The organism is Pseudonocardia autotrophica, assembly GCF_003945385.1.
Lineage (GTDB): Bacteria > Actinomycetota > Actinomycetes > Mycobacteriales > Pseudonocardiaceae > Pseudonocardia > Pseudonocardia autotrophica.
Map to the genome: position 1 here is coordinate 5,794,650 of NZ_AP018920.1, position 22,675 is coordinate 5,817,324.

The following is a 22,675-nucleotide window of genomic DNA, read 5'->3' on the forward strand; positions in this document are numbered from 1 at the left end:
GATCAGGTGTGCCGGTCCCGCAGCACGGTCTTGAGCACCTTGCCGCTCGGGTTGCGGGGCAGCGAGTCCACCAGCTGCAGGTGCCGGGGGCGCTTGTAGGCGGCCAGCCGCTCCCTGGCGTACGCCTCGATCTCGGCCTCGGTCGGCGGATCGGCCGGATCCCGGGGTGCGACGACGGCCAGCGGCGTCTCCCCCCACTTCGGGTCCGGGACGCCGATCAGCGCCACCTCGGCGATCTTCGGATGCCCGGCGAGGACGTTCTCCACCTCGGCGCAGTAGATGTTCTCCCCGCCGGAGATGATCATGTCCTTCTTGCGGTCGACGACGTAGAGATAGCCGTCCGGGTCCGCGCGCACCAGGTCACCGGAGTGGAACCAGCCGCCGCGGAACGCCTCGGCGGTTTCCGCGGGCTTGTTCCAGTAGCCGGTCATCACCATCGGGCTGCGGTAGACGATCTCGCCGACCTCCCCGGGCAGGACGTCGTTCATGTCCTCGTCGACGATCCGGACCTCCACCCCGACCATCGGCGTGCCGATCGACCCGATCTTGCGGATCGCGTCCTCGCCGCGCAGGTTCGTGGTGACCGGACTGCACTCGGTCTGCCCGAAAGCGGTGCAGACCTCGGCCTGCGGGAACGCATCGATCATGGTGCGGAGCAGGGTGGTCGACGCCGGGGCGGCGCCCCAGGAGATCCGGCGCAGCCGGGACAGGTCGTGGGCGGCCAGATCGACCGCGCAGACGGCCTGCCACTGGGCCGGGACCATGAAGCACGACGTGACGCCCTCGTCGACGAGTGTGCGCACGGTCTGCACCGGGTCGAAGCCGCCCGAGGGCGGGATCACGACCTTCCCCCCGGTGATCAGCACCGGCAGCATCCCGGACAGTCCGGCGATGTGGAACAGCGGCGCCGCCGACATCCACACCCGGTCGTCGCCGGTGAGCCCCAGGGTCGCCATCGAGCAGAAGGCGTGCAGGTACAGGTTGCGGTGGGTGAGCACCGCGCCCTTCGGGAAGCCGGTCGTCCCGGAGGTGTACATGATGTAGGCCGGTGCCTCGTCGGACACCGCCGGCACCTCGGGCAGGTCGGGGCCGTCCGCGAGCAGCGCCTCGTACTCCTCGCCGAAGGTGATGACCGACCCGACGGACGGGGCTCCCGCGCGGGCCTTCTCGACGGCCGGGGCCAGCGCCGGATCGGCGACGACCAGGCTCGATCCGCTGTCGTCGAGGACATAGCGGATCTCGTCGGGCGCGAGCCGGAAGTTCACCGGCACCGCGATCGCCCCGAGCCGCAGGACCGCGAGCCAGGACTCGACGACCTCGATGCTGTTCAGCCCGAGCACGGCGACCCGGTCGCCGGCCCCGATCCCGCGGCCGGCGAGTACGCCGGCGAGCCGGTCGACCCTGGCGTCGAGCTCGCGGTAGGTCCGCCGGCCCGCCGGATCGGCGAGCGCCACGACGTCCGGGGAGATGCGGGCGTGCCGGGCGACGAGATCGCTCATCGTCATCCCCCGGCCGGGGATCGCGGTAGCGGACATCGGTGTCCTCACTTCGGTCACGGTGCTCGGTCCGGCTCCGGCGCTACAGCCCGAGCCGCTCGGCGAGCCGGGCCCGGTGCCCGGCAGGGGACCCCAGGAGCTGCTCGGCGCTCTTGGCCCGCTTGTAGAACAGGTGCGCGTCGTGCTCCCAGGTGTAGCCGACTCCACCGTGGTACTGCACCATCGCGGTCGCCGCGGTGAACGCCGCCGGGCCGGTGTAGGTCTGGGCGAGTGCCGCCGCCACCGGCAGCTCGGCGCGATCGTGGTCGGCCGCCCATGCGGCGTGCCGCACCACCGAGACGGCGTGCTCCCATGCGCTGTACACGTCGGCACAGCCGTGCTTCACCGCCTGGTAGGAGCCGATCGGACGGCCGAACTGCACCCGCAGCGTCGCGTACTCGACGGTCAGCTCCAGCGCCCGCTGCATCAGCCCGGTCTGCTCGGCGGCGAGCGCCACCGCGGCGAGATCGGCGACCGTGCCGAGCGCGGCGGCCGGATCGGCGGACGCGAGGTGGCGCGCCGGGGTCGCGTCGAACCTCAGCGCGGCGAGCCGCCGCGTCGGGTCCAGCGTGCTCAGCCGTTCACGGGTCAGCCCGGGCGCGGCTCCGTCGACGGCGAACCAGCCCGGCCCGTCGGCCGTGCGGGCCAGCACCAGCACCAGCCCGGCGGTGTCCCCGGCGAGTACCGGTGTCTTGACGCCGGTCAGCTCCCACCGGCCGTCCGCGGCGGTCGCGGTGGTTCGCCCGCCGGTGCGATCCCACTCCCCGCCACACTCGGCGACCGCCACGGTGCCGACCAGCTCGCCGGTGGCGAGGCGCGGCAGGAACTCGGCGCGCGCCGGCTCGTCGTCGAGTGCCAGCAGCGCGTCGGTGGCGAGCACGGCCGACGCCAGGAACGGTGCCGGGGTGAGCGCACGCCCCAGCTCCTCCGCGACGACGGCGCGTTCCACGTGCCCGGCTCCGCCGCCGCCCAGCTCCTCGGGCACCACCAGCCCGAGTACGCCCTGGGCCGCGAGGCCGGACCAGACGGCCGGGTCGTGACCGGGATCGCCGTCCAGTACCGCGCGGACCCGCTCCGAGGGCGCCTTGTCGCCGAGGAACCGGCGGACCGCGGCGCGCAGCTCCTCCACCTCGCTGTCCGGAACGAGCGTCACCGGGTCCCCTCCCGCCGCTGGGTCCCGACCGCCAGCTCGCGGAACGGGACGTCCCGATCGACCTGCGGCTCCTTCGGCAGTCCGAGGATCCGCTCACCGATGATGTTGCGCTGCACCTCGTTGGTGCCGCCCGCGATGCTCGACGACGGCGCCGCGTTGATCGCCAGCGCGAGTTCGTCGCCGCTCGTGTCGGACGGGTCCCAGGCGATCGCGTCGGCGCCCGAGACCAGACCCGCCACCTCGATCGCGCGCCGCAGCTGGAGTGCCCCGGCGAGCTTGAGGACCGAGCCGCGCGCACCCGGCGGCCGACCGGCCGCGGTCTCCTGCCGGATCCGGGAGTTGAGCAACGCGAGCGCACGCTCGTGGGCGTAGAGCTCGGCGAGCCGGTCGCGCACCACCGGGTCGGTGTCGACGCCCGCCGCCCGGGCGCGCTCGGCGAGCGAGGTGAACTCCAGCGGGCTCCGGCGCGGCCTGCGGGCCGAGCCGATCGACACCCGCTCGTGCCCGAGCATCGTCACCGCGGCGTGCCAGCCGCCGCCGATCTCGCCGAGCACGTTCTCGACCGGGATCTCGACGTCGTCGAAGTAGACCTCGTTGAACGGCGACCGCCCCGTCATGTCCTTGAGCGGGCGGACCGTGACCCCGGGTGCGTGCATGTCGACGATGAACATCGTCAGCCCGGCGTGCTTCGGCCGGTCCGGATCGGTGCGGGCCAGGACCGCGCCGAAGTCGGCGAACTGGGCGTTGGTCGTCCACACCTTCTGGCCGTTGAGGATCCAGCGGTCACCGTCGAGCACCGCGCGCGACTGCAGGCTGGCGACGTCGGATCCGGCGCCCGGCTCGGAGAACAGCTGGCACCAGATCTCCTCGCCGCGCAGCAGCGGCCGCAGGTACCGGTCCCGCTGGGCGTCGGTCCCCAGGTCGACGACCGTGGGCCCGCACATCCCCATACCGATCATGAAGGGGTACAGCGGCAGCTCGTGCTCGGCCGCCTCGTCGGAGAACGCCTGCTGCTCGGCCTGCCCGAGGCCCTGCCCGCCGACGCTCTCGGGCCAGGTGATGCCCGCGTACCCGGCGTCGTAGAGGGCTGCCTGGAACTCCCGGGACCGCCGCAGCTGCTCGTCGGCGGGCAGCCCGGCGAGCGAACCGGGGGCGTGCGCCGCGAGCCAGGCACGCACCGCCCTGCGGTACTCCGGTGTCGGGGTCTCCTGGGTCTCGTCGACCACGGTCATGCGGGTTCCCTCCACGTCGAGGCGGTATCGGGAACCTACTGATCAATCGTTAAGAACGCAATGGCCGAGCCTGCGGTGACGAGTCGGTCGAATCCACTCCGGACGGTGCCCGCCGGCGTTAGCCTGGGACCTCCCAGCGACCCGGAGGATCCCGTGGCGAGAGCGTCCCGCGGCCGCACGACCGTCCTGCTCGTCGCGATCGCGGCGCTCCTCACCGGCTGCGGCGCCGACGTCCCCGCCGGACCCTTCCCGCCCCGGCCCGCCGACATCGACACCACCTCGGTCGATATCTGTGCCGGTCTGACACCGCACCAACAGGCCGCACTCGGGGTCGAGCCCGGTGTGCCCGGAACCGCCGAACTCAGCGAAGGCCCTACCCGGACCTGCCGGTGGAGCAGCTTCGACGACGGCTACAACTACAGCATCCAGACCCTTCCGGTCCCCGCCGCGGTCACCGTGGGCAGCCCGGACTCGACCGTCCAGGAAATCAGCGGCTACGGGGTCGTCCAGGTCCCCGCCCACGCGACCTCGGTCCCGCAATGCATGACCTACGTCGACACCTCCGACACCGTGGGAATCCGGACGCTGACCCAGGCAACCCGACCCGACAAGCGCGACCCCACCCTCATCGAGGAAGTCTGCCGACGCGCGGAGGTCTTCACGTCACAGGTGATCGAGAACCTCCGGTCCGCCCGTTGATACGCGGTCACATCTGCGAATCTCTCCGTCGAAAACCGCGTCTACCGACATCCGCTTTCGTACGGTCGACGAATGGATATCGAGGCACGACTCCCCGTGGAACTTCCTCCGACTCGCTCATGACACAGATCAACATCACGAACGTCCTGCAAGCACGCGCGGCACTCATGGAACAGGTCGATTCCATTCAGTTCGCGCTCAACAATGCGTCGCTCGACCTCACAGCGATCCCACGGTGCGGAGACGATCCGGTCTCCAGGGACGCACAGAAGATATTCCAGGCCAAGATCAACCACATCCTCGATACACACGGCGCGTACCTGGTCGAACTGTACGAGGCCTGCGCACGCCTCGACGAAGCCGCTGTCCAGTACGGCCTCGTCGAGGGCGACAACACCGAGTCGTTCAGGTGACCCGGTGATAACAGGCGCCGAATCACCCCGCCACCGATTCCGACCCTGACGACGCGGTCGAATCCACTCCGGACAGTGATCATCGACGCTAGCCTGAGATCTCCCAGCACCCCGGAGGATTCCATGGCGAAAGCGACCCACGGCCGCACGACCGTCCTGCTCGTCGCGATCGCGGCGCTCCTCACCGGCTGCAGCCCCGACGCCCCCGCCGGCCCCTTCCCACCCCGACCCGCCGACATCGACACCACCTCGGTCGACCTCTGTGCAGCCCTCACCACCGAGCAGCAGGACGAACTGGGTGTGGAGGCGGGCGAGCCCGACTCCGCCGAACTCGGTGACGGCCCGACCCGGCTCTGCGGATGGAGCAACTACCGCAACGGCTACAACTACAGCGTCCAGACCACCCCCGTCCCGGCCGCGGTCGCAGTGGGAACTCCGGACTCGACCGTCCAGGAGATCGACGGCTACGGAGTCGTCCAGGTCACCGCCAACGAAACATCGGCCCCCCTGTGCACGTACTACGTCGACACTTCCGACAACCTGGGCCTGCGGACGCTGACCCAGTTGACCGGGCGCGACATGAGGAACGAAAGCGGCGCCATCGAGGAAGTGTGCCAACGGGCGAAGGCATTCACCACACAGGTGATCCAGAATCTCCGGCCCGCCGAATGAGGCGTCGTCACGATCGCGAACCATCTCCGCAGAAACCCGATCGCCGGTGACCTGCATCCCTACGGTCGACGGATGGCCATCGACGCGTTTCGTCCACGCGGGACAGCCTCCGACTCCCTCATGACACAGATCAACATCACGAACGTTCAGCAGGTACGCGCTGCTCTCGCAACACAGGCCGGCTCGATACAGGAAGCGCTCCGCACAGCATCCGGACTCACGGCGATCCCACGCTGCGGAGACGATCCGATCTCCAGGGACGCGCAGAAGATGTTCCAGGCCAAGATCAACCACATCATCGATACGCACACCGCGCACCTGGCCGAACTACTCGAGGCCTGCAGACGCCTCGACGAAGCCGCCGTCCAGTACGGCCTCGTCGAGGCCGACAACACCGAGTCGTTCAGGTGACCCGGTGGTACCGGGCGTCGAGGAAGCAGAAGATCCCGTAGCAGGCGATACCCAGCCCCACCGCGATCAGCAGGAACACCCCGTAGGGCTGCTCGCGCAGCGCCTTCAGCGCCGAGTCCAGGCCGTTCGCCCGCTGCGGGTCGAAGGTCAGCGCCGCGACCCCGAGCAGCATCCCCAGCACCCCGACCGCGATCCCCTTGGCGATGAACCCCACCTGGCCGGTGCGCGCGTTGAGCCGCCGAATCCGGGTGTCGGCACCGGCGAGGTCCTGGTCCTCCATGAACCGCTTCGTCCAGCCGTTCCAGATCATCACCCCGCCGCCGATCACGACACCGACCCCGACGAGGGCGGTGATGATCTGTCCGCCCGGCAGGCCGAGCAGCCCGGCGGTGGCTTCCCCGCCGCTGCCCGACGACGCCCGCCCGCGGATCGCCGTCGTCGCCGCCGCGACCGCCAGCACCAGATAGACGACCGCCAGCCCGGCCGAGACGACCCGCTTCGCCAGCTGCTTCTTGCGGTCGCCCAGGTAGCCGAACCCCCACACCGCCGAGACCGACCGCCACAGCACGACGGCGGCGAACCCGATCACCAGCACCCACAGGAACGCCCGGCCGAGCGGCTCGGCGGCAATGGCGCCCAACGCGCCGTTCTGGTCGGCCTGCCCGCCCGAGCCGAGTGCGACCTGCACGGCCAGCCAGCCGATCATCAGGTGCAGGACACCGTTCGCGGCGATCCCGATCCGCGCCGCGATCCGGACCGGTGTCGAATGGGCCACGTCCCGCGCTCCGCGGCCGGCCCTGGCCACGTCGGCCGTATCGGGGGTTCGCACCATGCCGACCTCCTGTCACTGTGACGGGAAGACTGCCACGAACGGGCGACCCCCGCAGTGCACGGCATCCGTGTTCGCACGGAGTCCGCGGCGGGCCCGTCCGGCTACGGTCCGGGTCATGCGTCGAGGGGTGGTCGTGCTCGTGGTCGTCGGGATCGTCGCGGCCGCCGCGGTGGCCGGCGGTGTCCTGCTCACCGGCCGGTCGGAGCGGGTCGCGCAGGGCATCGCCGACGACGCGGTGCCGGGCGGGTTGCGGATCCTGCGGATCGACGACCCGGTCGGCGACGCCCCGCGGACCGCGCTGGCCGGACTGGTCGACGATCCGGACGCCGCCCTGCGCTTCGAGATCGATCGGGACTGCGACACGGACTGCCTGCGCCGGATCGCGGAGCGGACCGACGAGGCACGAGCCGCCGCCGCGGTGGTGCGCGAGCTGGGTGCGGGGCCCTGCGGGCCCGCGCTCGGCGGCGTCACCGGAGTCTCCTGGGAGGAGCGGGGCCGGCCGGTTCCGCTGGATCTCGCGTCGCGGGTGCGGATCGTGCTCACCGTGCTCGCCGACGTCGAGAGCGACGCCGGCGCCGATCTGTTCCCGCTGCTGGACCGCTGCGCCGCCGCACTGGTCACCGATCGACACGAGGTCGACCTGCGGGTCTCGGTCGTCCCGGCGTCGGCTCGGCCGGCCGAGCCCGTGGATCCGGGGCTGCCGGCGGTCCTCCGGTCGGCCGAGCAGGCCGACGCACTCGACGCCGAGGTCCGGCACGTCGCCCGGGTCCTCGCGAGCACCGACGGGATCGAGCTGCCCGCCGATCGGGAGTTCGGGCCGGCGCTCACCGACGATCTGCGGGACACCCTGGAGCCGGTGCTCGATCGCGCGGTGCGCGATCACGTCGTGGCCGGGACGGGTGCCGCGCTGGAACGCGGGCCGTCGCTCCGCTCGGCGGTCTACCTGCCGGGCTCGGTGGACCGGTTGCGCGCCTACCTGTCGTTCACCCCGCCGGACGCCACCGAGCGGACTACCCGGATCGCGGCCGTCGACGTCGGCCGCGACGGCACCGATCCGGTCGTGGCCCGCCTGTTCGACGGGTCCCGGTTCGGGGCCCCCTACGAGCCCGGTCTCCGCACACCCGCCGGGTAGTTCTTAGCGCTCCGGCTCGCCGGCGACCCGCGCGATGTCCGCACCGAGCGCGCTGAGGTTCTCCACGAACCGCGGGTAGCCGCGGTCGATGTGCGCGACGTCCCACACCTCGGTCGAGCCGCGCGCGCACAGCCCGGCCAGCACCAGCCCGGCACCGGCCCGGATGTCGCTCGCCCACACCGGGGCGCTGGACAGCTCCGGCCGCCCGCGGACGACGGCGTGGTGGCCGTCGGTGCGCGCGTCGGCCCCGAGCCGCACCATCTCGTCGACGAACCGGAACCGGGCCTCGAACACATTCTCGGTGATCATGGACGTACCGTCGGCGACCGCGGACAGCGCGATCGCCATCGGCTGCAGGTCGGTCGCGAAGCCCGGGTAGGGCAGCGTCACGAAGTCGACCGCCTGGGGGCGCTCCGCCTGCACGATCGTGAACTCGTGCTCGCCGACGGTGATCTCGGCGCCCGCGCTGCGCAGCTTGTCCAGCACCAGGTCGATGTGGTGCGGGTCCACGCCGCGCACGGTCACCTCGCCGCGCGTCATCGCCGTGGCGAACGCCCAGGTCGCGCCCACGATCCGGTCTCCGATCACCCGGTGCGTGGTCGGCTGGAGCCCGGTGACGCCGTGCACGGACAGCGTGGACGAGCCCACCCCCTCCAGCTTCGCGCCCATCTGCTGCAACATCACGCAGAGATCGACGATCTCGGGCTCGCGGGCCGCGTTGTCGATGACCGTGGTGCCCTCGGCGAGCACCGCCGCCATCAGGATGTTCTCGGTCGCGCCGACGCTGGGGAAGTCCAGCCAGATCTGCGCGCCGTGCAGGTCCCCGGCGGACGCGGTGACGCTGCCGTGCACGATGTCGGTCGTCGCCCCGAGCTTGCGCAGGCCGTTCTGGTGCATGTCCAGCGGGCGGGAGCCGATCGCGTCGCCCCCGGGCAGCGGGACGACCGCGCGCCGGCAGCGGGCCACCAGCGGGCCGAGCACGCAGACCGAGGCCCGCAGCTTGGACACCGACCGGTAGTCGGCCTCCGCACCGGGATCGGCCGGGACGTCGATGTGCACCGTCGGGCCCTCGATCGTCACCGTGCAGCCCAGGCTGCGCAGGACGTCCGCCATCAGCGGCACGTCCAGGATCTCCGGGCAGTTCTCCAGCGTCGTCCGGCCCTCGGCGAGCAACGCCGCCGCCATCAGTTTGAGCACGCTGTTCTTCGCCCCGACGACGTCGACGGACCCACTCAGCCGGGCCCCGCCACGGACCGCGAAATGCTCCACCACGTTCTGAACGGTAACGGGACGGCTACCGGCGCCGGGGCTCGCCCCGACGTGTCGGCCGAAGGTTGGACCGTCCGGCGCAACACACCGAACGGTTGCCGCGGCCGCGCCGTCCGGTCCGGCCTGGTCGGCGTGTCACCGCACGCATAGCCTGTCGGTGTGGCGGTACACCTGACTCGGATCTACACGAAGACCGGCGACGACGGCACGACGGCTCTCGGTGACTTCAGCCGGGTCCGCAAGACCGACCCGCGGCTGGCGGCCTACGCCGACACCGACGAGGCGAACGCCGCGATCGGCGTCGCGGTGACGCTCGGCGGGCTCGCCGAGCGGATCGCCGATCCGCTGCGGCAGATCCAGAACGACCTGTTCGACGTCGGGGCCGACCTGTGCGCGCCGATCGTCGAGAACCCGGAGTACCCGCCGCTGCGGGTCACCGAGGGGTACGTGACCAGGCTCGAGGGCTGGTGCGACGAGTTCAACCCGGAACTGCCGAAGCTGAGCTCGTTCATCCTGCCCGGCGGCACCCCCGGGGGGGCCTACCTGCACGTCGCCCGGACCGTCACCCGGCGCGCCGAGCGGTCGGTGTGGGCGCTGCTGGAGGACGACGCCGAGCGCACCAACCCGCTGACCGCGCAGTACCTGAACCGGCTGTCGGATCTGCTGTTCATCCTCGGCCGGGTCGCGAACCCGGACGGCGACGTGCTCTGGCAGCCGGGCGGGCCGCACGGCGCTCCGCGGTCCTGACACACCGAAGGCGCCTCCCCGAAAGAGGGGGGCGCCTTCACTTTTCTCCCGGCCGATCCGAACCGGCCCCGACCAGGCTCTACCAGGCCCTACGAGGCCTCGCGGTAGTGGTTGCGGCCCGGCGGCGTCGACTCCAGCCATGCCATGAAGCCGGTCCGGACGTCCGACGACATCGCGAGCTCGACGTCGATCCCGCGGCCGCCCGCGTCCCGGCCCCGGCATCGGAGCACCTCGATCGCCATCGGGATCGCGAACTCCTCTGAGCGGTGCGGCGGGCGCCGGTCCACGATCTCCAGCTCACCGCGCTCCACCACGACCGTCGGGCCGATCCGGAAGCTGGTGAGCCGGTACCAGGCGAACCGCTCGCCCTCGTAACGACCGACCCCGAAGTGCCAGTCCGTGACAGCGAAACGGCGGCGCAGACACAGGTCCACACCGCCGTTGCGCATGAGCCGTACCCGCCGCACGGCGAGCCAGACGAGAGGGACGACCAGACACAGCAGCAGAACTCCGACGATCGCCGCAATGAGCTCCACTGCCGTGTGTCTCCCCCGCCCCTAGTTGGCCTCGGCTGCGCGGAGACGGGCCTCCGCACGGGCCTTCGCGGCCGTGCCCTCGTCGGAGTCGTCGGCCCGGTCCAGTGCACGCCTGGCGCGGTCGACGTCGATCTCGTCGGACTGCTCGGCGAACTCGGCCAGGATCGACACCCGCTTCGCCGACACCGAGAGGAACCCGCCGTGCACCGCGATGGTGCGCTTCGAGCCGTCGGTCGAGTCGATGCGGACGACTCCGGCCTCCTCCAGCTGGGCCAGCATCGGCTGGTGTCCAGGCAGGATACCGACCTCACCGACGGTGGTCCGGGCGAGCACGAAGCGTGCATCGCCCGACCACAGCCGGCGCTCGACGGACACCAGTTCAACAGTCATCTCAGCAGGCATTGTGAGCCTCCGCTGTCTGTTCGCTCAGCAAGCGTCGCTCAGCTCTCGAGCTTCTTGCGGTTCTTCTCCAGGTCCTCGAGACCACCGCAGAGGAAGAAGGCCTGCTCGGGGACGTCGTCGAAGTCGCCCTTGGCGATCTTGTCGAACGCCTCGATGGTCTCCTTCAGCGGAACCGTCGAGCCCGGCTGGCCGGTGAACTGCTCGGCGACCAGCAGGTTCTGCGACAGGAAGCGCTCGATCCGGCGGGCCCGACCGACCAGCTGCTTGTCCTCCTCGGACAGCTCGTCGATACCGAGGATCGCGATGATGTCCTGCAGGTCGTTGTACTTCTGCAGGATCCGCTTGACCTCGTTGGCGACGCGGAAGTGCTCGTCGCCGACGTACTGCGGGTCGAGGATCCGCGACGTCGAGGTCAGCGGGTCCACCGCCGGGTAGATCCCCTTCTGGGAGATCGGCCGGGACAGCTCGGTGGTCGCGTCCAGGTGGGCGAACGTGGTCGCCGGCGCCGGGTCGGTGTAGTCGTCAGCCGGCACGTAGATCGCCTGCATCGAGGTGATCGACCGGCCACGGGTCGAGGTGATCCGCTCCTGCAGCTCGCCCATCTCGTCGGCCAGGGTGGGCTGGTACCCCACCGCGGACGGCATCCGGCCCAGCAGGGTGGAGACCTCCTGGCCGGCCTGGGTGAACCGGAAGATGTTGTCGATGAACAGCAGGACGTCCTGGTCCTGCGAGTCCCGGAAGTACTCCGCCATCGTCAGCGCAGAGAGCGCGACCCGCATACGGGTGCCCGGCGGCTCGTCCATCTGGCCGAACACCAGGGCGGTGTTCTTCATGACGCCCGACTCGGTCATCTCCGTGATGAGGTCGTTGCCCTCACGGGTCCGCTCGCCGACGCCGGCGAACACCGAGGTGCCACCGAAGTTCAGCGCGACACGCTGGATCATCTCCTGGATCAGCACGGTCTTGCCGACACCCGCGCCGCCGAACAGGCCGATCTTGCCGCCGACCACGTACGGCGTCATCAGGTCGAGGACCTTGATGCCGGTCTCCAGCATCTCGGTCTTGCCCTCGAGCTGGTCGAACCGCGGCGCCTTCTGGTGGATCGACCGCAGGTCGCCGGTGAACTGGATGGACGGGTCGTCCAGGCAGTCACCGAGCGCGTTGAAGACGTGACCCTTGACCTGGTCACCGACCGGGACGGAGATCGGGCGACCGAGGTCGGTGACCTCCTGGCCGCGGACGACGCCGTCGGTCGGCTGCATGGAGATGGCGCGGACCAGGTTGTCGCCCAGGTGCTGCGCGATCTCCAGGGTCAGCTTGCGCTGGTCACCGGAGAGGTTGACCTCCAGCGTCAGCGCGTTGTACAGCTCCGGAACCTGGTCCCGCGGGAACTCGACGTCGACGACCGGGCCGGTCACCTGGACGACGCGCCCGGTGATCGGGCCGGCCGAAGTTTCGGCGGTCGTGGTCATCAGCTCTCACTTCCTGCGCTGGCGAGAGCGTCGACACCACCGACGATCTCGCTGATCTCCTGGGTGATCTGAGCCTGCCGTGCCTGGTTGGCCTCCAGCGTCAGACTACGGATCAGGTCGTTCGCGTTGTCGGTCGCGGCCTTCATGGCCCGCTGCCGGTTCGCCGACTCCGACGCCGCCGACTCCAGCAGGGCCGCGTACAGACGGGCCCCGATGTACTTCGGCAGCAGCGCGTCGAACAGCGTGTCCGGGTCCGGCTCGAACTCGTACAGCGACTGCGATCCCGCGCTCTGCGACTGCTCCGCCTTGCTCTGCGCCGGGTCGGCGCCACCGTCGACCTCGCCCACCGGCTCCGCCGACGCGGGATCGGCCGCGTACTCGACCTCGAGCGGTGCCATCCGCCGGGCCTGCGGGACCTGCGTGATCATGTTCTTGAAGCTCGTGTACACGAGGTGCAGCTCGTCCACGCCGTCCGCGTCGTCGTCCTCGGCGCCGGCCATGAACTGCTCGACCAGCGTCCGGGCAGCTTCCGCAGCGTGCTCGTAACCGGGCTGCTCGGAGAAGCCCGTCCAGGACTGTGCGATCTCCCGGTTGCGGAACCGGTAGTACGAGACGCCCTTGCGGCCGATCACGTAGAGGATCGGCTCCTTGCCCTGCTCCCGGAGCAGCGACTGCAGCTGCTCCGCCTCCTTCAGGACGTTGGCGTTGTAGCCGCCGCACTGACCACGGTCACTGGTCACGACCAGCACCGCGGCGCGCTTCGGCTTCTCACGCTCGACCAGGAGAGGGTGCTCCAGCGCCGAGTTGGCGGCGAGCTCGGAGAGCGTGCTCGTCATCAGCTCGGCGTAGGGGCGCGCCTCCTGCACCCGCGCCCTGGCCTTCGCGATCCGTGAGGTCGCGATCAGCTCCTGGGAGCGGGTGATCTTCTTGATGGACTGCGTCGACCGGATACGCCGGCGCAGCACCCGGATCTGTGCCGCCATCGGGTATCAGCCTCAGTTCTTCTTGTTGACCTTGACGGTCTCCTGCTCGACTTCGTCCTCGTCGAGCGCCTTCGCGGGCTTCTCGTTCGGGACGACGGACGAGCCGTCGGAGGCGGTGAACTCGTTACGCTTGAACTCGTCGACGGCCTTGGTCAGGGTCTCGACCGCGTCGTCCGAGAGCAGTCCGGTGTCGCTGATCTCGTTCAGCGGCCCCGAGGCGTGCCGGCGGGTGTACTCGCGGAATTCCGACTCGAAGCGCTGCACGTCGGCGACCGGCACCGAGTCGAGCTTGCCGCTGGTGCCCAGCCAGATCGAGACGACCTGGTCCTGCACCGCGACCGGCGCGTACTGCGCCTGCTTGAGCAGCTCCACCAGGCGCTCACCGCGGCCCAGCGTGGCGGCCGAGGCGGCGTCGAGGTCGGAACCGAAGGCGGCGAACGCCTCCAGCTCGCGGTACTGCGAGAGGTCCAGACGCAACGAGCCGGACACCTTGCGCATGCCCTTGATCTGCGCCGAGCCACCGACCCGGGAGACCGAGATACCGACGTTGATCGCCGGCCGGACACCCTGGTTGAACAGGTCCGACTCGAGGAAGACCTGGCCGTCGGTGATCGAGATGACGTTGGTCGGGATGTAGGCCGACACGTCGTTCGCCTTGGTCTCGATGATCGGCAGACCGGTCATCGAGCCGGCGCCGAGGCCGTCCGAGAGCTTCGCGCAACGCTCGAGCAGCCGCGAGTGCAAGTAGAAGACGTCACCCGGGTAGGCCTCACGGCCCGGCGGGCGGCGCAGCAGCAGCGAGATCGCGCGGTAGGCCTCGGCCTGCTTGGACAGGTCGTCGAAGACGATCAGGACGTGCTTGCCCTGGTACATCCAGTGCTGGCCGATGGCCGAACCGGTGTACGGGGCGAGCCACTTGAAGCCGGCCGGGTCGGACGCCGGGGAGGCGACGATCGTCGTGTACTCCAGCGCACCGGCGTCCTCGAGGGACTGCCGGACACCGGCGATCGTGGAGCCCTTCTGGCCCACGGCGACGTAGATGCAGCGAACCTGCTTCTTCGGGTCGCCGGAGTCCCAGTTCTCCTTCTGGTTGATGATCGTGTCGACGCAGACCGCGGTCTTACCGGTCTTGCGGTCACCGATCACCAGCTGCCGCTGGCCACGGCCGATCGGCGTCATCGCGTCGATCGCCTTGATGCCGGTCTGCAGCGGCTCGCGGACCTCCTGGCGGTCCATCACGCCGGCAGCCTGGAGCTCCAGCACGCGGCGGCTGTCGGCCTCGATGTCGCCGAGGCCGTCGATGGCGTTGCCCAGCGGGTCGACGACCCGGCCGAGGTAGCCGTCGCCGACCGGGACCGAGAGGACCTCGCCGGTGCGGGTGACCTGCTGGCCCTCTTCGATACCGGTGTAGTCGCCGAGGACGACGGCGCCGATCTCGTTCGGCTCCAGGTTCAGCGCGACGCCACGGACGCCACCGTCGAACTCGAGCAGCTCGTTGGTCATGGCCGAGGGCAGGCCCTCGATGTGGGCGATGCCGTCACCGGTGTCGGACACGGTCCCGACCTCGCGGCGGGTGGTGTCGTTCTCCAGCGACGAGACGTAGCTGGAGATCGCACTCCGGATCTCCTCGGAGGAGATCGTCAGCTCTGTCATGGCTGCGTCGTTCCTTCTCTCGAACGGGGGACCTGAGATCGTGCCGCCGGCGACCGGCGGTGCGCCCTCGGGCAGGTCAGCTGGGCAGGGAACGGCGTGCGGCGGCGAGTCTTCCCGCCACGCTACCGTCGATGACCTCGCCGCCGACCTGCACGACCAGACCTCCGAGGAGGTCCCGGTCGAGCTCAACCTGCAGGGAGATCGTGCGGCCGTAGATACGGCCGAGGCGATCGGCGAGCGCCGACTCCTGCTCCGGGGTCAGCGCGACGGAGGTGCGCACCTTCGCCACCGAACGCTCCCGCAGTGCTGCTGCGAGATCGGCGAGCTCCTCGGCGAGGACGTCGAGGTGCCTGCCGCGCGGCAGCCGCACGGTCTGGCGGAGCAGGGCGGCGGTGGTCGGGTAGGTCCGGTCACCGAGTACCCCGTCGAGCAGCTGGAGGCGCCCCTCGACGGGCCGGGTGGTGTCGGCGAGCAACGCGTTCAGCTCGGGCTCGCGGGCGAGGATCCGGCCGAAGCGGAACAGCTGGTCCTCGACGTCGTCGAGGGAGCCGTTGCGGGCGGCCGTCGACAGCGTGGCCCGGCGGGCCATCGCCTCGGCCGCGAGCACGATGTCGCGCGGCTTCGACCAGCGCTTGCGCACCAGTTCGCCGACCAGGTCCAGGACGGGCTGCGAGAGCTTCCCGCCGAACAGGCGCTGCACCAGGTCGGCCCGCGTCTGCTCGGGCGTGCTCGCGTCGGCCAGCAGCCTCCGCACCTGTCGCTCGCCCTCGAGGAAGCGGGCCACCGAGAACAGCTCGTCGGCGGTCGTGGTCAGCTCGCGGGCGGGGGCGCCGTCGGTGTAGGCGTCCAGCCGCTCGGTGAGCGCGGCCAGCGCTTCCCGGGTGGCGGCCTGCAGGACCGGGGTCATCAGTTCGCCCCGCTCCGCTGGCCCGTCTCGCCGAGGTCGGCGAGGAACGAGTCGATGGTCGCGGAGCGCCGGGAGTCGTCGGCCAACTGTTCACGCAGCAGGCGCTCGGCCAGCTGCACCGACAGTCCGCCGACCTCTCCGCGCAGCGACCGCTCGGCGGCGGCGCGGGCTGCGGCGATCTGCTCGTCGCCCCGTGCCTTGATGCGCGCGGCCTCCTGCTCGGCTTCCGCCCGGAGCTCGGCCTTGATCTGCTGGCCCTCGGCGCGCGCGTCATCGCGGATGCGCGCGGCCTCGGCCCGCAGGCCCGCCACCTGCTCCTCGTACTCCTTCTTCAGCCGGTCCGCCTGCTCCTGCGCCTCCTGGGCGCGCTTGAGGCCGCCCTCGATGGCGTCGGTCCGCTCCTCGTAGAGCTTCTCGAAGCGCGGTACCGCGAACTTCCAGAGGACGAAAAACAGGATGGCGAAGGAGACCAGGCCGAGCACGAGCTCTGCCGGGTAGACGGCGATCGGTGAGGGTTCCTCGGCGGCGAGGATCAGTCGTTCCACCATATGTCCTTCCGTGACGTGTCCCACGCCGCCGGCAGCGGGCCGGGATCAGGGACGACGATCAGGCCGAGGCGATGAAGAAGACGACCAGGCCGATCAGCGCCACCAGCTCGGCGAGCACGAAGGTCGCCCAGCCGATGCCCATCAGCTGGCCACGGGCCTCCGGCTGGCGGGCGGTGCCGTTGACGACGGCCGACCAGATCAGACCGACGCCGATGCCGGCGCCGATGGCGCTCAGGCCGTAGCCGATGGCCGCGTAGCCGGCGTTGTTGTCGGCAGCCTGGGCGAGGATCTGCTGCGTTGCGCTCACTTCGGGGTTCCTTCCGTCGGGTCCGCCCTCGGGCGGGGGTCGTTCGGGGATGGGCCGGACGAACCGGCGGGTTCAGGCCGGCGCCGGGGCGCCGGGATCGGGTACTCCTAGTGCTCCTCGGCCACGGCCGCGCCGATGAACACCGACGCCAGCAGCGCGAAGATGTAGGCCTGGATCGTCATGACCAGTGCCTCCAGGAAGGTGAAGGCGATACCGGCGACGACCACCAGCCCGGCCGGGATGACCAGGAAACCACCGGCGAACAGCATGAACTCGGCGCCGACGGCCACCAGCACCAGCATGAGGTGACCGGCGAACATCGCCGCGAACAGTCGCAGCGCCAGCGATGCGGGCTGGACCAGGAACTTCTGCAGCAGCTCGATGACGATGATCAGTGGTGCGATCGCCATCGGGACACCCTTGGGGAGGGTGGCGTGCTTGATGTACCCGACGAAGCCGTGCTTCCGGAATCCCGCGTAGTGGTAGGCCACGTAGACCACCAGCGCCAGCGCGATCGGGAAGCTGATCTTCGACATGGTCGGGATCTGGAAGAACGGAATGATCCCGAAGTAGTTGTTGACCAGCACGAAGCTGAACAGACCGAGGATCAGCGGGATGAACGGCTTGAAGTCGTCCTTGCCGATCTGGTCTCGGGCCATGCCGTTGCGCGCGACGTTGTAGAACGACTCGAGCGCGAACTGACCCTTCCCCGGCACGATCGCCATCCGGCGGGTCGCCACCGCGAAGTACACCGCGATGATGACCGCCGACAGCACGATCAACACCATCGGCTTGGTGACGCCGCCGAAGATCGCGGGGTAGTTGAAGACACTGGGACCGGGCGGGGTGAACTCTTCAGCCGCCAGTACGAGCTCGCCCAATGGGGGTCCTTCCGGTGCTCCCGTCCCACGACTCACACGGACGGGGATCGCCTGCAAGGTGCCTCTGGGGCGATGCGCCAGGGCGCTCGGAACACATCACCGAAAATCACCCACATCGCCTACGAAGCGGGATGTTAGCAGTCGTACTTCTACGCTCTGTCGGGGGCCGACGTGCAGCTCACCAGCACCTTCGCAGCGCGTAACGATCTTGACCCGGATCCCGGTGGGTCGCCGTGTAATCGATGGTTAACACCACCGACTCGACATCTCCCGGTCACCGACCGGCCAACCGCCTGCGGCGCGGGGCAGGGCGACAAACCGGACGAATAGGCCCTGGTCAAGCGGACGGACCTGCCGGAACCTCGCCCACCAGGATCCGCATCCGGTACGCGGCCCACGCCTCACCCGCCGCCGTCGCGATCATGCCCAGCAACAGGGTGACGACGAGTGCGTCGCGGTCCAGCCAGGGCGCCCTGCCGAGTGCGAACAGCACCCCGAACAGGATCAGCGACTTGGTGAGCCAACCGGTGACTGAGGCCAGCATCACAAACCGGGGAGGCATCTCAGCGGTGCCTCTGACCAGCACCGATGTGAGGAGACCGAACACCGTGCAGGTCAGCGCACCGACCCCGGCGCCGGAGAGGCCCGGCCGGCCGGCCAGCAGGGTGAAGGCGATCACACAACCGGCCCCCACCAGGACGGCGAGCAGGGCCGCGTTGCGCGCCATGGAGGCGGACAGCCTGCGCATCGCCTGCTCGTGACCGACCACGAGCTCCGGCCTCTTCAACCGCCACATGGCCCGTCGCCTCCTCGTCGGTGGTCCGCACCGCTGACCGGGCGCCGTCCCACGGTAACGACGGCCGCTCCGCCACCGGGCGGGGGCCGCCGAGCCGGCCCGGCGTGACCATCGACACCCGGGGCCACCTGGCCGCTGGTCGAGGTCGGGGCCCGTCCGGTGCCGGTCCTGGCGCGATCAGCCGCCGGCGGACGGGTCCCGCCGGACCGGGTTCGGCAGGGTCGGCTGGTCGGTGCGGGCCGGGCCGGGCGGCGGCTGCTCGTCATCGGGGGCCGGGTGCTCACCGTCGGAACGCGACACCGGTGGCCGGCCGTTCCGCCGGGAGTCGCGGGTGCCGGACGGCGGGGTCGAATCCGGCTGGTGCGGCGGCGGGCGCTCCCCCGGACCGCGCAGGGCACGTGCGGGTGGCCCGCCCGGACCGCGCGGCGGCTCGGTCCACGGGGGACGGGGCGCCGCGGCGGACCCCTCCGGCCGGTAGCCGGGTGTCTCCCCCGTGCGGTGCGGCGGCGGGACGACCGCCCGGTGTGCCGGGGCCCCGTTCGCGCGGTGCGGCGGCGGGACCGGGGTCTCCCTCGGCCGGTGCGCGGGCGCACCCGGGGCTCCGGACCGGTGTGCGGGGGGGTCCGGGGCTACGGGCGGGGGCGCGGGGGTGTCCGCCCCCGGGCCGGTGGACCACCCACCCGTCCGGCCCGGCGGGGTGCCGTCGGCCGGCCGCCGACGCACCGGTTCCCCGGCGGCCCGGACCGGCGGGGCCGTGCCCGGTTCGGCCGGCTTCCGCGGCCACCCGCCGTCGTCGCCCGCGGCAGACGGGCGCCGGGGCGCGGCGTCGTCGGCCGACCCGGTCGGCGAAGCGGAGGCGGCCGCCGACGCCGCGCTGCGCGCGCGGGACAGGTGCGGCACCGCGGACGCGACGAAGGCGATCACCAGTGCGATCCCGATCGCCGCCAGCACCAGGCCGGTCTCGTCCACCAGCGCGAGCGCCACCGCACCGAAGGCGAGCACCGCGGCCCACAGGTAGACCAGCAGCACCGCGCGCCGGTGGCTGTGCCCGAGCTGCAGCAGCCGGTGGTGCAGATGCATCTTGTCCGGGCTGAACGGGCTGGTCCCGGCACGGGTCCGGCGGATCACCGCCATCAGCAGGTCGAGCACCGGGATGAAGACGATCCCGACGAGCACGACCAACGGCGCGACCAGCGCGAGGAAGTCGGTCGCCGAGGTCGCCTCGCCCGGGATGACCCGGCCGGACGCCGCGGTGATCGCCGCGGACAGCATCACCCCGACCATCATCGATCCGGTGTCGCCCATGAAGATCCGGGCCGGATGGAAGTTGTGCGGCAGGAAGCCCAGGCAGGCTCCGGCCAGCACGACGGCGATCAGGGCCGGCCCGAACGCGGCGGGGGCGTTGCCGTTCTCGCTGATCAGGCCGATGCAGAAGACCGCGGTGGCGAGGGTGGTGATCAGCCCGATCCCGCCGGCGAGCCCGTCCAGGCCGTCCACGAAGTTCATCGCGTTCACCAGCGCGACGGTCAGCAGCACGGTGAGCAGCACCGACTGTCCCTGACCGAGGATCAGCGTCGAGCCGGAGATCCCGGTGCCGCCACCGCCGAGCGGGATCCAGAGCGTCGTCCACTGCACGCCGTAGAGCACCAGCACGCCGCCCGCGGTCACCTGGGCCGCGAACTTGGTGATCGCGTCGAGATCGAAGCGGTCGTCCAGCAGGCCGACCCCGACCAGCAGCCCGGTCGCGACGACGACGCCCATCACCTCGGAGCTGCCCTCGAAGTAGGCCAGGCGCAGCGCGGGCAGCGACAGTGCCAGCAGCAGCCCGGCGAGCACCCCGCCGAACATCGCGAGGCCGCCCCACCGCGGGGTCGGGGTGACGTGCACGTCCCGTCCCCGCGGCCAGGCGACGGCGCCGGCCTTCAGCGCCAGCATCCGGACCGGACCGGTCAGCAGCAGTGTGACGACCGCGGAGACCAGACCCACGAGCAGGAACTCCCGGATCGGGAGTCCATAGCTCAGCTGGTCCACCGGCACGTCGGGTACGCCTCTCCGGTCCGCCTGGGGGCTCGGGTCACCCCCGAGGGTAGGCCGGTGCCCGGGAGACGAGCGCGGTGACCGCCCCGGCGACGTCACGCAGCTCGGCGTCGCCGGCCGGGGTGTCGTGCTCGGCCTTCACCGCGCGCGCCAGCAGGGTGCCGACCTCGGCCATGTCGGCCTCGGTCATCCCCTGGGTGGTGACGCTGGGCGACCCGACCCGGATGCCCGAGGGCTTCATCGGCGGCGCCGGGTCGTACGGGATCGCATTCTTGTTCAGGGTGATCCCGGCGCGGTCGCAGCGGGTCTCGGCCTCGCCGCCGGTGACGCCGATCGGCCGCAGGTCGAGCAGCGCCAGGTGGGTGTCGGTGCCGCCGGAGACGGCCCGCATCCCCTCGGACTCCAGGCTCTTGGCGAGCGCCTGGGCGTTCGCGATGACCTGCCGCGCGTACGCCTTGTACTCGGGCTGCGCGGCCTCCTTCATCGCGACGGCCTTGGCGGCGACGGCGTGCATCAGCGGTCCGCCCTGGGAGAACGGGAACACCGCCTTGTCGATCGCCTTGGCGTGCTCCTCGCGGCACAGCACCATGCCGCCCCGCGGGCCGCGCAGCACCTTGTGCGTGGTGGCGGTCACGACGTCGGCGTAGGGCACCGGCGACGGGATCGCCTGCCCGGCGACCAGGCCGATGAAGTGCGCGGCGTCGACCATGAGCTTGGCGCCGACCTCGTCGGCGATCTCGCGGAAGATCTTGAAGTCGATCAGCCGCGGGTACGCGGTCGCGCCTGCGATGATGATCTTCGGCTGGTGCTGCTTCGCCAGGTCGCGGACCTGGTCGTAGTCGATGACCTCGGTGTCCTCGCGGACCAGGTAGGACACCGCGTTGAACCAGAGGCCGGAGAAGTTGACCTTGCTGCCGTGCGTGAGGTGGCCGCCCTGCTTGAGGTCCATGGCCAGCACGGTGTCGCCGGGCTTGGCGAACGCGGCGTAGGCGGCGAGGTTCGCGCTCGCACCGGAGTGCGGCTGCAGGTTGACGTACTCGGCGCCGAAGAGCTCCTTGGCGCGCGCGTTGCCGATGTTCTCCGCCTGGTCGACCACGCCGCAGCCGCCGTAGTACCGGCGGCCGGGGTATCCCTCGGCGTACTTGTTCGACAGCGTCGACCCGAGTGCCGCCAGCACCGCCGGGCTGGTCAGGTTCTCGCTCGCGATGAGCTGGAGGCCGCCGCGCAGGCGGTCCAGCTCGTCCAGCACGACTCCGGCGATCTCGGGATCCTGCTGCTGCAGTGCGGAGAAGTCCGGGCCCCAGAAGGTCTGCTCACTCACCCGCAGCACGCTACCGGTACCCGTCGTCCCTGGCTGCGCCCCTGATGGAGCGATCACATCTTCAGCTCGTCAGGGCCGGTCGATCTCCTGGCCGACGACCTCCTCGACCTGCTCGGCCGAGACGCCGCCCTCGCGCAGCACCCGCGGACGGGCGCCGGTGAGGTCCACGATGGTCGAGGCGACCGGAGCGCCGGACGGGCCGCCGTCGAGATAGACCTGGACGTTCCCGGCGAGCTGGGTGATCGCCTCGGTCACGTTCGCCGCCGGCGGGTTGCCCGAGGTGTTCGCGCTCGACACCGCCATCGGGCCGACCTCGCGCAGCAGCTCCAGGGCCACCGGGTGCAACGGCATCCGCAGCATGACGGTGCCCCGCGTGCTGCCGAGATCCCAGGCCAGCGACGGCGCGTGCTCCAGCACCAGGGACACCTCCCCCGGCCAGAACGCCTCGATCAGCGCCCTCGCGGCCTGCGGCACGCTGGTGACCAGGCCGTCGATCGTCGTCCAGGATCCGACGAGCACCCCGACCGGCATGTCCGGGCCGCGCCGCTTGGCGGCGAGCAGGCTCTGCACGCCGGTGCCGTTGAAGGCGTCGCAGCCGATCCCGTACACCGTGTCGGTCGGCATGACGACCAGCTCACCGGCGCGGACGGCACGGGCGGCGGCGGCCAGGCCCCGGCGGCGCTCGGTCGGGTCGCTGCAGTCGAACAGCGGCTGGGTCTGCGGTGCGCTCACGGTTC

Annotated in this window: 23 protein-coding genes and 1 pseudogene; 6 read left to right on the plus strand and 18 right to left on the minus strand. The window is 71.0% G+C overall.

What is annotated here, in order from left to right; all coding sequences use genetic code 11:
* Positions 1–2: 2 nt before the first annotated feature.
* The 3 genes from Pdca_RS27110 to Pdca_RS27120 are packed head-to-tail and all read right to left on the minus strand — an operon-like array spanning position 3 to position 3,920.
* Entirely contained in the window at positions 3–1,535 is a 1,533-nt protein-coding gene (locus Pdca_RS27110) for a long-chain-fatty-acid--CoA ligase (protein ID WP_085910763.1), read from the minus strand.
* 43 nt (positions 1,536–1,578) lie between these two features.
* On the minus strand, positions 1,579–2,688 hold the full coding sequence (locus tag Pdca_RS27115; protein WP_085910762.1) for an acyl-CoA dehydrogenase family protein: 1,110 nt from the start codon (positions 2,686–2,688) through the stop codon (positions 1,579–1,581).
* Positions 2,685–3,920, minus strand: coding sequence for an acyl-CoA dehydrogenase family protein (locus tag Pdca_RS27120; RefSeq protein ID WP_085910973.1), 1,236 nt, complete (start codon positions 3,918–3,920; stop codon positions 2,685–2,687). Before Pdca_RS27120 ends, Pdca_RS27115 begins: the two co-directional genes overlap by 4 nt.
* Before the next feature lie 153 nt (positions 3,921–4,073).
* Here Pdca_RS27120 and Pdca_RS27125 point away from each other — a divergent pair, with 153 nt between their 5' ends.
* From Pdca_RS27125 to Pdca_RS27140, 4 genes are all read left to right on the plus strand, one after another.
* A complete protein-coding gene (locus Pdca_RS27125) occupies positions 4,074–4,619 on the plus strand; it encodes a DUF3558 family protein (protein WP_166665862.1) in 546 nt (181 codons plus the stop codon).
* A gap of 119 nt (positions 4,620–4,738) precedes the next feature.
* On the plus strand, positions 4,739–5,032 hold the full coding sequence (locus Pdca_RS27130; protein WP_085910760.1) for a hypothetical protein: 294 nt from the start codon (positions 4,739–4,741) through the stop codon (positions 5,030–5,032).
* Positions 5,033–5,155: 123 nt separating this feature from the next.
* The gene (locus tag Pdca_RS27135) at positions 5,156–5,704 is read left to right on the plus strand and encodes a DUF3558 family protein (RefSeq protein ID WP_085910759.1); all 549 of its coding nucleotides are present in this window, start codon (positions 5,156–5,158) and stop codon (positions 5,702–5,704) included.
* 72 nt (positions 5,705–5,776) lie between these two features.
* Positions 5,777–6,115, plus strand: a complete 339-nt coding sequence (locus tag Pdca_RS27140; RefSeq protein ID WP_085910758.1) for a hypothetical protein — start codon at positions 5,777–5,779, stop codon at positions 6,113–6,115.
* On the opposite strand, the gene Pdca_RS27145 is transcribed toward Pdca_RS27140, so the two are convergent.
* Positions 6,108–6,947, minus strand: coding sequence for a DUF1206 domain-containing protein (locus Pdca_RS27145; protein ID WP_085910757.1), 840 nt, complete (start codon positions 6,945–6,947; stop codon positions 6,108–6,110). The genes Pdca_RS27140 and Pdca_RS27145 overlap by 8 nt on opposite strands.
* A gap of 115 nt (positions 6,948–7,062) precedes the next feature.
* Between Pdca_RS27145 and Pdca_RS27150 the strand changes: the two genes are divergently transcribed.
* Complete coding sequence (locus Pdca_RS27150) at positions 7,063–8,079, plus strand: hypothetical protein (protein ID WP_125911589.1); 1,017 nt, start codon at positions 7,063–7,065, stop codon at positions 8,077–8,079.
* 3 nt (positions 8,080–8,082) lie between these two features.
* Here Pdca_RS27150 and murA read toward each other — a convergent pair whose 3' ends face one another.
* Complete coding sequence (gene murA / locus Pdca_RS27155) at positions 8,083–9,351, minus strand: UDP-N-acetylglucosamine 1-carboxyvinyltransferase (RefSeq protein WP_085910755.1); 1,269 nt, start codon at positions 9,349–9,351, stop codon at positions 8,083–8,085.
* A gap of 156 nt (positions 9,352–9,507) precedes the next feature.
* Between murA and Pdca_RS27160 the strand changes: the two genes are divergently transcribed.
* Positions 9,508–10,095 (plus strand): cob(I)yrinic acid a,c-diamide adenosyltransferase, encoded by a 588-nt coding sequence (locus tag Pdca_RS27160; protein WP_085910754.1) that lies wholly within the window; start codon positions 9,508–9,510, stop codon positions 10,093–10,095.
* Positions 10,096–10,184: 89 nt separating this feature from the next.
* Here the strand turns inward: Pdca_RS27160 and Pdca_RS27165 are convergent, their stop codons facing one another.
* From Pdca_RS27165 to Pdca_RS27225, 13 genes and pseudogenes are all read right to left on the minus strand, one after another.
* Entirely contained in the window at positions 10,185–10,631 is a 447-nt protein-coding gene (locus Pdca_RS27165; protein WP_085910753.1) for a DUF2550 domain-containing protein, read from the minus strand.
* Positions 10,632–10,652: 21 nt separating this feature from the next.
* Complete coding sequence (locus Pdca_RS27170) at positions 10,653–11,021, minus strand: F0F1 ATP synthase subunit epsilon (RefSeq protein WP_085910752.1); 369 nt, start codon at positions 11,019–11,021, stop codon at positions 10,653–10,655.
* Positions 11,022–11,071: 50 nt separating this feature from the next.
* Entirely contained in the window at positions 11,072–12,505 is a 1,434-nt protein-coding gene (atpD, locus tag Pdca_RS27175; protein WP_085910751.1) for a F0F1 ATP synthase subunit beta, read from the minus strand.
* A complete protein-coding gene (locus Pdca_RS27180) occupies positions 12,505–13,488 on the minus strand; it encodes a F0F1 ATP synthase subunit gamma (RefSeq protein ID WP_085910750.1) in 984 nt (327 codons plus the stop codon). The genes atpD and Pdca_RS27180 overlap by 1 nt, the downstream gene beginning before the upstream one ends.
* A gap of 12 nt (positions 13,489–13,500) precedes the next feature.
* On the minus strand, positions 13,501–15,141 hold the full coding sequence (gene atpA, locus Pdca_RS27185; RefSeq protein WP_085910749.1) for a F0F1 ATP synthase subunit alpha: 1,641 nt from the start codon (positions 15,139–15,141) through the stop codon (positions 13,501–13,503).
* Between the two features lie 76 nt (positions 15,142–15,217).
* Positions 15,218–16,048, minus strand: coding sequence for a F0F1 ATP synthase subunit delta (locus Pdca_RS27190; protein ID WP_085910748.1), 831 nt, complete (start codon positions 16,046–16,048; stop codon positions 15,218–15,220).
* Entirely contained in the window at positions 16,048–16,596 is a 549-nt protein-coding gene (locus Pdca_RS27195; protein WP_085910747.1) for a F0F1 ATP synthase subunit B, read from the minus strand. Before Pdca_RS27195 ends, Pdca_RS27190 begins: the two co-directional genes overlap by 1 nt.
* A 58-nt stretch (positions 16,597–16,654) precedes the next feature.
* Positions 16,655–16,903 (minus strand): ATP synthase subunit c family protein, encoded by a 249-nt coding sequence (locus tag Pdca_RS27200; protein ID WP_085910746.1) that lies wholly within the window; start codon positions 16,901–16,903, stop codon positions 16,655–16,657.
* A gap of 107 nt (positions 16,904–17,010) precedes the next feature.
* Positions 17,011–17,784, minus strand: coding sequence for a F0F1 ATP synthase subunit A (atpB, locus tag Pdca_RS27205; protein ID WP_085910745.1), 774 nt, complete (start codon positions 17,782–17,784; stop codon positions 17,011–17,013).
* Between the two features lie 337 nt (positions 17,785–18,121).
* Complete coding sequence (locus tag Pdca_RS27210; protein ID WP_085910744.1) at positions 18,122–18,580, minus strand: Cg1360 family ATP-synthase-associated protein; 459 nt, start codon at positions 18,578–18,580, stop codon at positions 18,122–18,124.
* Between the two features lie 870 nt (positions 18,581–19,450).
* Positions 19,451–20,617 (minus strand): annotated as a pseudogene (locus Pdca_RS37175) (glycosyltransferase family 4 protein); the annotation flags it as partial.
* 37 nt (positions 20,618–20,654) lie between these two features.
* Positions 20,655–21,938, minus strand: a complete 1,284-nt coding sequence (locus Pdca_RS27220) for a serine hydroxymethyltransferase (RefSeq protein WP_085910972.1) — start codon at positions 21,936–21,938, stop codon at positions 20,655–20,657.
* 69 nt (positions 21,939–22,007) lie between these two features.
* Positions 22,008–22,670, minus strand: coding sequence for an L-threonylcarbamoyladenylate synthase (locus Pdca_RS27225; RefSeq protein ID WP_085910743.1), 663 nt, complete (start codon positions 22,668–22,670; stop codon positions 22,008–22,010).
* Positions 22,671–22,675: the final 5 nt, after the last annotated feature.

What these genes read in the sequence shown, in the direction of transcription:
- atpD (WP_085910751.1), bottom strand. Translation starts at nt 12,505, where the DNA reads ATGACCACGACCGCCGAAACTTCGGCCGGCCCGATCACCGGGCGCGTC.
- Pdca_RS27180 (WP_085910750.1), bottom strand. Translation starts at nt 13,488, where the DNA reads ATGGCGGCACAGATCCGGGTGCTGCGCCGGCGTATCCGGTCGACGCAG.
- Pdca_RS27120 (WP_085910973.1), bottom strand. Translation starts at nt 3,920, where the DNA reads ATGACCGTGGTCGACGAGACCCAGGAGACCCCGACACCGGAGTACCGC.
- atpA (WP_085910749.1), bottom strand. Translation starts at nt 15,141, where the DNA reads ATGACAGAGCTGACGATCTCCTCCGAGGAGATCCGGAGTGCGATCTCC.
- Pdca_RS27150 (WP_125911589.1), top strand. Translation starts at nt 7,063, where the DNA reads ATGCGTCGAGGGGTGGTCGTGCTCGTGGTCGTCGGGATCGTCGCGGCC.
- Pdca_RS27145 (WP_085910757.1), bottom strand. Translation starts at nt 6,947, where the DNA reads ATGGTGCGAACCCCCGATACGGCCGACGTGGCCAGGGCCGGCCGCGGA.
- Pdca_RS27135 (WP_085910759.1), top strand. Translation starts at nt 5,156, where the DNA reads ATGGCGAAAGCGACCCACGGCCGCACGACCGTCCTGCTCGTCGCGATC.
- Pdca_RS27195 (WP_085910747.1), bottom strand. Translation starts at nt 16,596, where the DNA reads ATGGTGGAACGACTGATCCTCGCCGCCGAGGAACCCTCACCGATCGCC.
- Pdca_RS27190 (WP_085910748.1), bottom strand. Translation starts at nt 16,048, where the DNA reads ATGACCCCGGTCCTGCAGGCCGCCACCCGGGAAGCGCTGGCCGCGCTC.
- Pdca_RS27130 (WP_085910760.1), top strand. Translation starts at nt 4,739, where the DNA reads ATGACACAGATCAACATCACGAACGTCCTGCAAGCACGCGCGGCACTC.
- Pdca_RS27210 (WP_085910744.1), bottom strand. Translation starts at nt 18,580, where the DNA reads ATGTGGCGGTTGAAGAGGCCGGAGCTCGTGGTCGGTCACGAGCAGGCG.
- Pdca_RS27110 (WP_085910763.1), bottom strand. Translation starts at nt 1,535, where the DNA reads ATGTCCGCTACCGCGATCCCCGGCCGGGGGATGACGATGAGCGATCTC.
- Pdca_RS27140 (WP_085910758.1), top strand. Translation starts at nt 5,777, where the DNA reads ATGGCCATCGACGCGTTTCGTCCACGCGGGACAGCCTCCGACTCCCTC.
- Pdca_RS27170 (WP_085910752.1), bottom strand. Translation starts at nt 11,021, where the DNA reads ATGACTGTTGAACTGGTGTCCGTCGAGCGCCGGCTGTGGTCGGGCGAT.